The following is a 12,508-nucleotide window of genomic DNA, read 5'->3' as shown; positions in this document are numbered from 1 at the left end:
TAAATGCCTTAAACTGACTTGGCGAATGGAATGCGAGGTGCGTGTCGAGGTAATGAACCACCGGCGTGCACCGCGGGCTCAAGCACGGCCCATCTTAGTTTTCGGTGACTTCCAGATTGTCGACAAAGATCTCGGCGACTTTCGAATCGCCGAACAACCCGGGGGCGCCATGGAGAATGGGAGATTCGTCGTTGAACTCCAGGCTCCATTCGGCAGGTTCTTCCGTGCCGCGCTCCCAGACCTTGCCCATGACGTGGGCGTGATCCCCTTCGGGGACGACCTTGAGCTTCAAGGAATACCACTTGCCGGGCTCGACCTTCATCGACTCTGCAAGCTGAGTTCGTTTGTCGTGCGAGCACCAGCTATAGAGGCGAACCTCCTGGTTGGGGCCGAACAAAGCGAGCGTATAACCGCTGTTGACGATGCCAATCGTCGGAAGTGTGCCGGTGGCCCCGCCTGATAATTCGGCCGGGTACTCGGGCTCGTCTTCCGAAGGCCCATCGGTGTCGGCCAAACCGCTGGTGAGATGCACGTCGGCCTGGATGGTGTAGTCGGCCATTTCGGGCGACCCCATCCACATCTGGCTGCGGGTACCGAGCTTGGTGGTCGGCGCTCCGGGTCGCGTGGGGAGTTCGGTCGGCTTGGCGATGTAGTGCCCACCTTCGCCGTCCTCGCGGACCACATAACGAATGCGGCCCTGCACCCAGCTCAGCGGTACGTCCTCCACGCCTTCGAAGTCGAACTTCCATGGCAGAGGGGGAACGATGCGTGCGCGTCCGCCGCTACCAACTAAGTCGCCCATCTTGCAAGTGACCAGGGCGCATTCGTGCGCGGCGCTAGTGGGGGCGCTGTACTCGCCATCGGGGCTAACGGTGCCGGGGCCAACGACGGCGAAGGTGACTTCGCCCGCTTCGGCGTCGCGAAGGTATTCGCCCTTCGCGTTGTAAAGACGAGCGCGGAAGTTGTGGCTCTCGCCGGGGGCGAGCAGCGTCTCGTACGGAACCACTTGCACGTGAGCCGGCTCGCCGGTGGCGGGCTTCTCTTCGGGAGCGGGTGGGTACTTGTGATCGGCAGCCTTCGCGGCGGCGATGCTTTCTTCGGTGCCAATGCAATAGAGCGCCTCGCCCAGGGGAACATACATCCGGCCTTGGGCCACGATGGGCGAGCCATCGCTTGCGTCGTTTTTGAACCGCATGCGATGCAAGAACTCGACGCCATCGTCGGTGGGCTTCAGCGTAACCCAGCGGCCATCGTTCGTGGCGACGAACACCTTGCCATCGGCGTACAGCGGTGTGCTTCGCTGCGCGGAGCCCAAGGCCTTCTTGGTGATCAACTCACCCGTCGCCGAATCGAATACATGCAGCTTGGCGCGATCGTCGATCACGTAGAGTTTGTCTTCGACCATGATCGGCGAGCTTTTGCCGGCCATCACTTGGAACTCTTTCCAAACCTCTTGGCTGGCCGACTTGTCGGGGGCGTTGCCATCAAGCGACACGACGGCACCCATGGTGTTGCCCACAGTGTTCTCTTCGCTGTGCCCTGTGTAGACGCGTCCCTCGGGCGTGACGATCGGCGAGACATGCATGCCTTGGCGAGAAAGCGGGTAGCTCCAGATGGGCAGGCCGGTACCCGCTTGCAGTGCCCAGACCGAACCGTCGCCCGAGCCGAATACTATCGCGTCGACACCATTCAGCGTGGTGAGCGCGGGGGTGCTGTACGTCGTGTCGTGCGGGGCGATACCGGTGCCCTTGAGCCAGCGGAGCTCGCCCGTCGCCTTGTCGAACGCCATGAAGCGATGGGCCGGCTTGGCCATCATGTCCCACTGTGGCGTGTCGCCCCAGCCAATGACCACGGCGCTAATAAGCACGGTGTCGTCGTAGATCAAAGGAAAATTGGTGCGGCCGCCATAGGTCGATAGCAGACCGTACTCTTCGTGCAGCGCGCGATCCCACACCACTTCGCCGGTCTTGCCATCGAGGCAGCAGAAGTAGCCACACACACCCAGGGCATAAACCAAACCTGTTTCGGGATCGCCCACGACCGACGACCAACCGAGGCGCGTATCGGGAACATCGGAGTTGTAAACGTTGAAAGCGTGCTCCCACAGCTTCTTACCGGTGGCTGCATCGACGCACACCACCTTCTCGCCTTCGAGCTTGGTACCGGGGCGATTGCGGACCAGCGTGTAGAGTCGACCGTCCATAACAATGGGGGTCGACCGTCCGCCGAGCTCTTCGCTCTTCCATAGGACGTTGCTTCCTTCGCCCCCGTCGGGATCCCATTTGGCGGGGAGGTTCGTTGCAGGCGACGTATTGTTGCCGTTGGGACCACGCCACATGGTCCAGTCTTGGGGGTCGCCTTTGGGATGAATGTCGGCGACAGCGGAAGCACCAAGTGCAATGAGAGAGAGTAGCGCGATTGAGGTCGCGTCGAATCGAAGCCAGCGCATGAAAGTCTCCTGCCGGGGCACCAGAGCGGTGTAAGGAAGGCAACGCACGCGAGCTAGCACCGAGGCCGCCCTTTGTGCTTGGTGGGGTGAGGACATGGAAACGAACCGGACGCGTTTCCGTCTCACGTCTTAAAGATACCAGAATTCGCGGGTCGCGGCCATTGTTCCGCCGGGCGGGTGGCGGTGTATTTTACGCAATCGTTACTCCCTTCGGAGACGGCAATCTTTGCGCGACAGTCGACGTAAACCATTTGGACAAAAACAGTTGCGACGGTTCAAGCGTTGGCGGTAGGTGGCCCGATACTTGTGGGTGTCGTGAGGAACGTACCGCAAGGGCACTCCTGACGACTTCCCGCAAATGCGTCACCCAACCGGCCCGGACTAAAATCGAGCCATGGATTGGCTCGACTGGTTGTGACGCGTCCCTGTGTAGATCCCCCCACGCAACCCCGCCCAAAGTTGACTCCCCGGTAACGAGCGGAACCAGCCACCAAGGCACTCCGCGACCCACCCTTACCGAACACCGGGGGAACGGCCGTCGGAATCAGTAGCGGACCTTGGTCCTGCCTGGTTCCCGCCCTCGGCCGAGGAATCAACCCGAAGCTAGGCCACGGGAGGTCTCGCACAAAAAGGAGATTGATTCTATGAAATGGAACCTGTTCGGAGCGCTGCTCGCCGGTGCCCTGCTTGCGAGCCCCAGCTTTGCTGGCTCGTGCGGCAATGGCTGCGAGCCTTCGTGCGGTTGTGAGCCCAGCTGTTGTGCTGAGCCCAGCTGCTGTGCCGACGATTGCTGCACCCCGTGCTGCAAGAAGCCGTGCCTGTTGGAGAAACTGTTTGGTGGTCTGTGCAACCGTGGTTGCTGCGACGCTTGTGAGCCTTCGTGCTGTGCTGAGCCGAGCTGCTGTGCTGCTGATTCGTGCTGCGATCCTTGCGGATCGAAGGGTTGTGGTCTGCTAGACCGCGTGTGTGGCAAGCTCCGCGGCAATGGTTGCTGCGACAGCTGCGAACCTTCGTGCTGTGCTGATCCCAGCTGCTGTGCTTCGGACGCTTGTGGTTGCGAGCCCAGCTGCTGTGCTGCTGACTCGTGCTGCGAACCTTGCTGCTCGAAGAAGTGCTGCCTGCTCGACCGTCTCTGTGGCAAGCTCCGCAATCGCGGTTGCTGCGACAGCTGCGAACCGAGCTGCTGTGCTGACCCCAGCTGCTGTGCTGCTGATGCATGTGGTTGCGAGCCTAGCTGTGGTTGCGACACCGGTTGCAGCGACTGTGCCAGCTCTTGCTGCTCGAAGAAGTGCTGCCTGCTCGACCGTCTGTTCGGCCGCATGAAGCACAACGGCTGCTGCGATAGCTGCTGCGAACCTTCGTGCTGTGCTGACCCTAGCTGTGGTTGCGACACCGGTTGCACCAGCGGCTGCTGCGGCGATTCGGCCGCTCCTGCTCCTGCCGAGATGGACAATGCTCCTGCTCCGGTTGAAGCCAAGGACGCTCGCTTCCGCCCAGTTCCTCCCCGCCCGATGGCCGATCCCAATGCTGCTGTCGGTCGTCAACGTGACGTGGTCCGCACGAGCTTCACTCGCTAAGACCAACTGAGAAGTTGTTGAAGTAAAGAGGTCGATTCCCCCCTTCCAGGACCTGCTCGGAGCCTTCACCGGTTCCGAGCAGGTTCTTTTCGTTGGTAGATGGCGAAAGGCTGTTAGCCATAAGCTGTAAGCCAGAAGGTTCCAGGGGGGACAGCAATCAGGTGCTAGCAAACTCAACATTTACCCCGCTCGGGCGAATAACGTACAAACCGGTAACGTGCCACTTGCGTACGTTGGTTGCGGGGTCTCCTTCCAGTTGAGTCAGTGATGCGAACATCGATATTAGCCACCACGCTGCTCTGCTCGCTTGCCGCGAAGGCTTCGCTCGCACAGCAAGCACCGCTGGTGCCGTTGCCCCCGCCCCCCACGGTTTCGGCGGCCGATCAAATGCTGGCCGGCACGCTGGCGTCCATCGTTCGCGAGGCGATTCCGCTGGAGTACTCGCGGAAGAAAGAGTGGGGAACGACCAAACGGATTACCGTCGGCATCACGACCGACGATCCCATCTACGAACTCAAGCTGCATCGCCGCAAGAAGCACGTCCCGCACGGCACCTGGAAACAGTACCGCGTGACGATGATCGAGCCCGAGAAGCGGCTCAACGTGGCGGTGACGAACTTGCACGCCCTCGCCGGCGGAGGCATCGGCATGCGTCTCATGGTCGATGCCGATATCGCGGGTTGGGCTCAGATGCGGAACTACAATCGTGGCGTCCATTTACTGACGCTCACCGCCGAAGGAACTTCCCAGCTTCGGCTGGCCGTCGACTGCGAAGTGCGCGTGGCGATGACCGCCAAGGGAATGGCGCTCGATCCCAAAGTGACTGCCGCCCACCTGGACCTGCGCGATTTCGAACTCCAGCGCTTCGGGGAGATCGAGGGGTCGCTTGCCGAGGAACTCGGTGACGGGCTCAAGATGGTGATGCAGGACCAACTCGATGGCCCCGCGCTCGCCGAAAAGCTGAACCGGGCGATCGACAAGAAACGAGATCGACTGGTCGTGTCCGCGGCGGATCTTATGCCGAGCTGGGGATTGAGTTTACCCGTGCGAGCAGCGCCGACTCCTAAAACTCCGTAGCCGGACTCGCAAGAGTTGGGGTCGCCACAGTACCTCCATACTCCGTATGGAGAGGGCTTTCGAGTCAACTCTGCCCACTTCCGAATGAGTGATTTCTAGCACTGCTAACCATACGGAGTATGGTTGTACTCTGAACTCTACCCGCTCTTCCGCACTGGCCAGAAGTGTTCTTCAGGCATCGTCATCTCTTCGATCTCAAGCCCGAATCGCTCGCCGACCTTCACCGCGGCGCCCCGCGCGACTATCTGGTTGCCAACGATCAGTTCCAGCGAATCGTCGCACGATTTTTCGAAGCTGATCATAGCACCGGGTGCTAGCTCCAGCACTTCCTGCACCGACAGTTTCTTGGACACTAGCTGCACGGCGACTGGAACGGAGATCTTCAGCAGGTGCCGCGCGTAGGGTGGCAACTCCTGCATGCTCTTTGGTTTGGGTTTTGGCGGCGGGGGTGGCGGAGCGGCAGCTTGCTGCTTCACCTGCTCGACCTTTATTTCCGGTGCCTTGGGTTTCGGCGGCGGCAGTAGTTTGCCGGGCGCGTTGCAGGGCCACACCATCGTGAGGTGCGACGCCTTTGATCCATCGGTAAGCACCAACGGGACGAGCGACGCCCCGTCGGCCACTTCGCCGGCTTTCATCGCCTGCGACAAATCGGTCACCCACGCTGCCCCGAACTTGCCCGCCATCATGCTGTCAGGCACTACGAGCATTGATAGCTCTTGGGCCAACGTGTTCAGCATGCCGATGCCGGTGATGTCGGGCTCGCGCATCCAGTTCCGCGTGAGCCCCGATGGCTCGGGCAGGCCGATGGCGAGCGCCACGTCGCCGAACTGCATCATCACCGCCAATCCGGGGCCGTCGAAGCCTTCGGGTAGTGCCGCCGCATCGTAGGTGGTCGGTTTGCCCACCGTCACGGTGACCTCGGCGTCGATGCCGCGCGCCAGCGCGTCGGCGATGTCCGCGGCGTTCTGCTCGCAGACTCGCAGTATCTCGGCAACCAGTTCGGGCGTAAGTTGACTCATGCTAGTTAGGCGAAGGCTCCGTGGGCGGCAGGACTCCGAACATCGAAGTTGATGGCGCATCCACGCACAATTGGACTATCGACCCGATTTGCCGGCAAACTTTGCGCATTCCTCCCGGCTCGCGCGGGCGGGTGCTAGCGACTGGGTAGTAGCTACGGGGGTGCGTATAATGGGCTGCCAAGTTCACCACGTCCGACACCCCTCCGATTCTCGACTTTTCATGCAAGCCACTTCCCTCGCCCACGAACTGAAGCCTTACAAGTCGCTGTCGAACGACGAGCTCCGCCAGCGGATTCTCGCCATCAAGCAAGAGATGGGCGAGCAATTGCTGATCCTGGGGCACCACTACCAGCAGGACGAAGTGATCGAGATGGCGGACCTCCGCGGCGATAGCTACCTGCTGTCGAAGATGGCGGCCGACAGCGAAGGGTGCCGGGTGATCGCCTTCTGCGGCGTCCACTTCATGGCCGAGACGGCGGACATCCTCGCCAATCGGCCGGAGAAACTCACCGAGCGCCGTGGTGAGCGCGTGTCGGTGATCCTGCCCGACATGGCGGCCGGTTGCAGCATGGCCGACATGGCGGCTATCGAGCAGATCGAGAGCGCGTGGGACGAGCTCGGCGAAGTGATCGACACCAACGACATCACGCCGGTCACCTACATCAACTCTGCCGCCAGTCTCAAGGCGTTCGTTGGTCGCCACGGCGGCATCGTCTGCACCAGCAGCAACGCCCGCGCGGCGATCGAGTGGTCGTTCGCTAAACGATCGCGTGTCATGTTTTTCCCCGATCAGCATCTGGGTCGCAATACGGCCTTCCGGATGGGCATTTCGAACGACCAGATGCCAGTGTGGGATCCCTACGCCAGCGAACTCGGGGGCAACACCGAACAATCGCTCAAAGATTCAAAGGTCATTCTCTGGAAGGGACATTGCAGCGTCCACCAGATGTTCCGGCCCGAGCACGTCGCCGGGCTTCGCGAGAAGCATCCCGGCATCCGCGTGCTAGTCCACCCCGAGTGCCCGCAGGACGTCTTCGAGCTCGCCGACGAGTACGGCTCGACTGGCAAGATCATCAAACAAGTAGAGCAAGCACCCGCCGGCACGAAGTGGGCCATTGGTACTGAGCTCCATTTGGTGAACCGCCTGAAGCAGGAACACCCCGAGCAGGAGATTCACTTCCTGTCGCCCGTCATTTGCATGTGCGCGACGATGTACCGGATTGATCTTGCGCATCTGGCGTGGAGCCTCGAGAACTTCCGCGACGGCACGCCCACCAATATCATCGAAGTCGACGACGAGACTTCGAAGTGGAGTCTCGTGGCGCTGGAGAGGATGTTGGAGGTTTCTTAGGACGTGCGAACTTGTGAGTTCTACGTAGGTCGGCTTACCACCGGCCCTGACGCTCACCCGCTCGCTGGAAGAGTATCATTGCTCCAGAGAGTGCTAGGACGATCACGCTCGAAGGTTCGGGGACGACGTTCGTGTGGATCGCTTGCTCGAGAAACAGCGCGTGGTGATGCAGTTGTCCCTCGGGCGATAGCAGGATGTAGAGCGGGTCGCTTGGCAAGAGCGGTGGTAGACCCGCCTGGGTGGGCGTCGCCTTCATCTGAAACGTCAGCACGTGGATCTCTCGCCCCGGCAGGTGGTTGAGCGCGTAGACGAAGCTTAGGTCCACTACCCCACCCGTCGGCACCGACGGGTGGAGTGTGAGCTCGCCGAACGTGCTCGAAGTGACCGTGTGAAAATCGTCGACGATCGAGATCACTTCACCAGGCGCGAGTGGCTCCAGCACGATCGGCATCGTGGGATCGGGCATCATCGGCGGATCAACCCATTTGCGGGCATCGATCCAGTCGAGCGTCACCTCGTAGCCAACGAGCTGACCCACCGCTTGGCGGATGTCGAACTCGGGCGCCACGGTGGTTGCGATGCCAAGGCTCGGCACGTTGCGCCAGTGATCGTGGATCGAGTTCACGTAGGGGCGTAGCGAGGGAAGCCCGTCGTCGGGCCCCGTGTTGCGACCTTGGGCGACGAGCTGGTTCGCGACCACCTGCACATCAAATCGTCGGCCATCGTGCGCGTGCGCGATATGCGCCGACGCGATTAGCGTCAGCACAGCGGCAACGCGGCCGGCTTGCTGGAAAAATAGGGTGTGGTTCATAGGGTGTTCCACTCCACTTCCAGCAGCGATTCTCCCAGGGTGCTAGATTCGTAGGCATTCGCGACCTCGCCGGCGAGATCGTCGAGCCAGCCGCCAAATTCGTCGGCATCTTCCGCAGAGTCCGCCGCGAAGTAGTCGTCGACGTGCCCGTGAGAGTTCAGTGAAACCTCGCGCGCGAGCGTCGCGCTGGATGTTTCGTCACCGGCCGAATCGGACCCGACGTGAAGCGTATCGATCGGGCCATCGGGCCAACCTACGTCACTCGTGGAGTTCGGCGAAGCGTCCTTCAGTAACGAGTCCGAAGTCGTGCTGGTAGTCGACGAGCCAGAGTCGATCGTCGACGCGACCGCAGCGGGAGTGCCCGTCATGGTTCCGACAATCGGCGGCGCGAGCGTGGCACCCAGGTTGTCGCGCCAGACGGTGTAGTCCGCCAGATTCACGACGCCGTCCTTGTTGCCATCGGCCGCAAGCAGCAGATTCGATCCAAAGCTCGACTTCCACACCGCGTAGTCGGCTTGGTCGACCACGCCATCGATGTTGTAATCGCCCGTGAGCGGATTGATGTAACGGATGCGGAAGAGCTCGGCCCCTGCCGCCGTCGGGCCGGCCGCGCCCGAGTCCTCGTACAGCGTCGAGAAGTACAAGCCATCGGGGCCCGCGGCGATGGCGACCACCGAGAACTTGCCGGTGCCGACGTACTGGACGAACGACTCAGGTCCGCTGACGAGTGCGCCATTTTCGTCGAGGACGAACTCGGTGATCCGCTTCCCCTGCCCTTGCGGACCGGTGGCGTACGTCGCGCCCGACTGACTGACGAACAGATGGTCCATCATGTCGGCTGGGAACATGCTGCCGGCAAACGTCTCGGGCTCGATGAAGGCGAGGTTCACCGGAGCGGTCGACGGGTTCCAGTTGTAGATGGCGTTGGTAGCCATGCTCGCGTCAGAGCCGTTCCAGCCGTAGCTTACGCCGGCGTTCACTTGGGCGAGGCGATCAACGCTGGGGCCGTTCTCGACGAAGTAGAGTTTATCGTCGAGGCCGCGCCACCTTCCACCAAACGGATTGCGGAGCCCATAGGCGAAGATGTAGTCGGTGGCCGTGATGCCATCGCCAGCGTCGTACAGCGGATTGTCGGTCGGAGCCGAGCCATCGAGGTTCATGCGCAGGATCTTGCCACGGAACTGCGTCAGATTCAGCGCCGTGCCCGCATTAAAACCATCGCCCATGTGAACGTACAGCAGTCCATCGGGGCCGATGCTGATGTTCGAGATCTGGTGCGACTGCCCCTGTGTCTCGGGCTGCATGTTCAGAAGCACGGTGCGCGAAGCCAGAGTCAGACCACCCGCGACGCTCGTAATGCGCTCGACCTTCGGGTAGTGCGTCTGGTTGCCGGCTGGTGCCCCGTTATCCCACAGCAGCGTGACGTACAGATGGTAGATCTCTGGATCGAGTTCGTCGCGCACGACCGTAATGCCGGTGAGCCCCTGCTCGCCCGAGCCGGAAATGGCACCGGTTGGGTTGTAGTCGAGCAGTCCCGTGGCGAACTCGTGCTTCGTGCCATCGCGCGTGACGACTTGGATCGAACCGTACAGTTCGCTGACGTAGTACAGCGGGTCGTCGGGGTTGGGGCCCGGGTTTTCCACGAAGGCAATGTTGACCGGCAGTCGGTAGTCGGTGCCGACGCGTTCGATCACGAAATTAGATTGGTTGACCACGAACGGAATCGGGATTGCCGAGTCGCGCGCGACGACCGAGAAGTCGGGCGTGGTCTGGCCCGCTTGGCCGTAGTAAGTCCCACCGGCGATCGACACCCACAGGTAAGAAACGCCGCCCGCTGCCAGTTCGATCGCGGGCAGGAACACCGTTCGTTCGATGCCGAGGTTGTCGGTGAACACCAAGTTGGTCGCCGGTAGGCTGAGGGGATCGGACCCCGCCGTGATGACGACCCGCAGATCGGCGTCGGAAGCAAGCGGCGGCGAATCGATCACCGCGTTGCCGACAAGTTCCGAACCCTCGATGCGAAGCATGTCGTCGCCCGTCGCCCCCGACTCGACCACCAACGAAGGCGGAACGAATGGCGTCGGCTCGTTGTCGGTGAAGTCGCCAAAGAACTGCACCTCGCCTATCTGCATGGAGTTGGCGCCACCACTGTTTCGTAGCGACGTGAAGACCATGCGATAGGACGAGTACTCGACGGTGTTGGTGAACGTGACTTCGGGGCCGAGCGTATTGCGGTTGGTCGGCAGGTTCATGTTGGTGCCCGAAGCGATGAGCGTCCAACTCTCATTGGTGCCGGTGCTATGCTCGGCACTGGTGATCGCGTCGTTGGTGCCAAAGATCTGCCAGCCGCGGGGGTCGCGATCGGCGTCGTCGTTGGCGGTGGTGATCTGGAACCCGGTGATGATGGACTTGCCGCCGCCGGGGGTGACGATAAAACCGGAGTTCTCTTTGCCGAAGTTCAAGTACTTGTCGAGCGAACCATCAATCGCAAACTCGACGTCTTCGTTTCCGTTGTCTGGGGAGCCGCTGTTTCCATCGAGGTCAATAGCGCGGATGTCGTCGTCGTTCGCCAGCAGTGTTCCATCTTCTGGAACTACGACATCGCCAAAGAATTGGATCTCTGCGATCTGCATCGAGTTCACGGCCGGCGCGTCTTTCAGTCCCGTGAACACCATTCGGTACGACGTGTAGGCGGTAGAGTTGGTGACTTCGACTGAGTCGCCGGGCGTTTCGCGATCGGCAGGGAGCGCGAGGCTGCCGGAGTCGATGAGCACCCAAGCTTCGTTGTTACCGGTGCTGTTGTTGGCGCTGGTGATCGCGTCGTTCGTTCCGAAGAGGGACCATGCACTCGGGTCGCGACCTTCGACGTCGTTCGCCGTGGTGATGCGGAAACTGGTGACGATCGACGCACCCGACGAAGGCGTGACGATGAATCCCGAGTTCGCTTTGCCAAAGTTGAGATACTTGTCGAGCGTTCCGTCGATGGCGTTGGCCGCCCCCTCCTCCGCTGGGGAGTTGCTGCCTCCGTCGGTGTCGATGGCGCGAATGAAGTCGCCGGGGGTGATGATGCCGCTCTTGTCTTGTAACTCAATCGGTACGCCCGCAAGGTCGACCCATTGCGGGCCGGGGAGCGTTAGGATGTCCTGGGCCTTCATTGGGAAGATGGCCGACTCGTTGCCGGTGACGAAGTTGCGAATGGCGAAGTCGCTCACCGCCCCGGTGTCGTCGCGGAACCGCACTCGCAACTGGTACGACGTGTTCTCCGCCAGCGAAAACTCACCGGCCTGCGCGTTCATGAAAATGCCATCGCCCAGGTGCGTGTGCAGTCGCTCAACCCCTTCGATGCCCAGCGTCTGCCACACCACCTGTGGTTGCGCGCCCGTGGTCCAGATCTCCCAATCGGTGGACTTATGCGTATTGCCGTCGAGGTCGAAAAAGCCAATCGCTTCCATGTGAACGTCGGCGGGGTTGACCGACTGGCCTTCGGTCGAGGGCTCGGTGATCGTGGGTGGCACGGGACCGGAGTTCGGAGTGCTGGGAATGCCGACGATCTGAAGGTAATTGATCCGTGTTGCCAGATTCGCCGCAGCGCCGACATCGAGCGTCAGCCGGCCATCGCTCACCGTGACATCCATCGTTTTGATGAGTGGCGTTGCAACGTCGGGCGCGGCGGTCCAGTAGTTCACCCCTTCGACGTTCAGAGTGTGGACGCCATCGTTGTTAGCGGGATCGCCAACGGCGACGGTCACTTGGTAGTTGCCATTGGCGAGCGCGAATTCCCAGTTCTGCCCAGCCTGCACTTGAATCAGCGTGTCGAGACGTTGATCGAGGTTGGCACTTCGCTCGGCACCCTGGGCGGCGTGGTCGACGGACCAGCCGTACTCGAAGCCATCGCCGCGCGGGCCGAACACGAGGCCTTGGTCGCGGAGGTAACGAATGGGTGTGGTGGCCTCGTCGTTTTGAAAGTTGACGAGGTACGTATCGCCAGCAAGGTAGATACGCGTTTCGAGAGACTCAATGCGCAGGCGTCGCCTCTGGAGCAAAGACATCGTGGTTGTTCCGGATTGTAGAAGTCGGTGAGACAGCTACCCACCATTCAACAAAGGCAGCCCGCGTTGCCTTGTAGTCGTGAGACGGAGCGTTACCCCGTGTAGTGTGCACTCTTCAGATTGGAAGGTTGGACCAATCGATAGGCAGACTCGTAAAGTAAGGAATGGGTGGGAG

Annotated in this window: 7 protein-coding genes; 3 read left to right on the top strand and 4 right to left on the bottom strand. The window is 61.3% G+C overall.

What is annotated here, in order from left to right:
* Positions 1-94: 94 nt before the first annotated feature.
* Positions 95-2,449, bottom strand: coding sequence for an outer membrane protein assembly factor BamB family protein (locus SH292x_RS23560; protein WP_442483477.1), 2,355 nt, complete (start codon positions 2,447-2,449; stop codon positions 95-97).
* A 644-nt stretch (positions 2,450-3,093) separates the two neighbouring features.
* Between SH292x_RS23560 and SH292x_RS23555 the strand changes: the two genes are divergently transcribed.
* Complete coding sequence (locus tag SH292x_RS23555) at positions 3,094-4,026, top strand: hypothetical protein (protein ID WP_442483476.1); 933 nt, start codon at positions 3,094-3,096, stop codon at positions 4,024-4,026.
* 267 nt (positions 4,027-4,293) lie between these two features.
* Positions 4,294-5,103 carry a hypothetical protein gene (locus SH292x_RS23550; RefSeq protein WP_442483475.1) on the top strand — a complete coding sequence of 270 codons (810 nt, stop codon included), beginning with the start codon at positions 4,294-4,296 and terminating at the stop codon, positions 5,101-5,103.
* Between the two features lie 137 nt (positions 5,104-5,240).
* On the opposite strand, the gene SH292x_RS23545 is transcribed toward SH292x_RS23550, so the two are convergent.
* Positions 5,241-6,122 (bottom strand): FliM/FliN family flagellar motor switch protein, encoded by an 882-nt coding sequence (locus SH292x_RS23545; RefSeq protein ID WP_442483474.1) that lies wholly within the window; start codon positions 6,120-6,122, stop codon positions 5,241-5,243.
* A 220-nt stretch (positions 6,123-6,342) separates the two neighbouring features.
* Here SH292x_RS23545 and nadA point away from each other — a divergent pair, with 220 nt between their 5' ends.
* Positions 6,343-7,473, top strand: a complete 1,131-nt coding sequence (gene nadA, locus SH292x_RS23540; protein WP_442483473.1) for a quinolinate synthase NadA — start codon at positions 6,343-6,345, stop codon at positions 7,471-7,473.
* 34 nt (positions 7,474-7,507) lie between these two features.
* Here the strand turns inward: nadA and SH292x_RS23535 are convergent, their stop codons facing one another.
* Both SH292x_RS23535 and SH292x_RS23530 read right to left on the bottom strand, forming a co-directional pair.
* Entirely contained in the window at positions 7,508-8,284 is a 777-nt protein-coding gene (locus SH292x_RS23535; RefSeq protein WP_442483472.1) for a hypothetical protein, read from the bottom strand.
* Positions 8,281-12,333, bottom strand: a complete 4,053-nt coding sequence (locus tag SH292x_RS23530) for a PQQ-dependent sugar dehydrogenase (protein ID WP_442483471.1) — start codon at positions 12,331-12,333, stop codon at positions 8,281-8,283. The genes SH292x_RS23535 and SH292x_RS23530 overlap by 4 nt, the downstream gene beginning before the upstream one ends.
* Positions 12,334-12,508: the final 175 nt, after the last annotated feature.

Origin of the sequence: Aeoliella fuhlenseeensis (genome assembly GCF_052161615.1) — a bacterium.
In the GTDB taxonomy this organism is placed as follows: domain Bacteria; phylum Planctomycetota; class Planctomycetia; order Pirellulales; family Lacipirellulaceae; genus Aeoliella.
The sequence above is the reverse complement of the archived record's forward strand: the minus strand, read 5'-3'. Positions and strand labels throughout refer to the sequence as shown.

Bases quoted from the DNA above. Each gene is read 5' to 3' on its own strand.
- SH292x_RS23560 (WP_442483477.1), bottom strand. From the start codon at position 2,449: ATGCGCTGGCTTCGATTCGACGCGACCTCAATCGCGCTACTCTCTCTC.
- SH292x_RS23555 (WP_442483476.1), top strand. From the start codon at position 3,094: ATGAAATGGAACCTGTTCGGAGCGCTGCTCGCCGGTGCCCTGCTTGCG.
- SH292x_RS23550 (WP_442483475.1), top strand. From the start codon at position 4,294: ATGCGAACATCGATATTAGCCACCACGCTGCTCTGCTCGCTTGCCGCG.
- SH292x_RS23545 (WP_442483474.1), bottom strand. From the start codon at position 6,122: ATGAGTCAACTTACGCCCGAACTGGTTGCCGAGATACTGCGAGTCTGC.
- nadA (WP_442483473.1), top strand. From the start codon at position 6,343: ATGCAAGCCACTTCCCTCGCCCACGAACTGAAGCCTTACAAGTCGCTG.
- SH292x_RS23535 (WP_442483472.1), bottom strand. From the start codon at position 8,284: ATGAACCACACCCTATTTTTCCAGCAAGCCGGCCGCGTTGCCGCTGTG.
- SH292x_RS23530 (WP_442483471.1), bottom strand. From the start codon at position 12,333: ATGTCTTTGCTCCAGAGGCGACGCCTGCGCATTGAGTCTCTCGAAACG.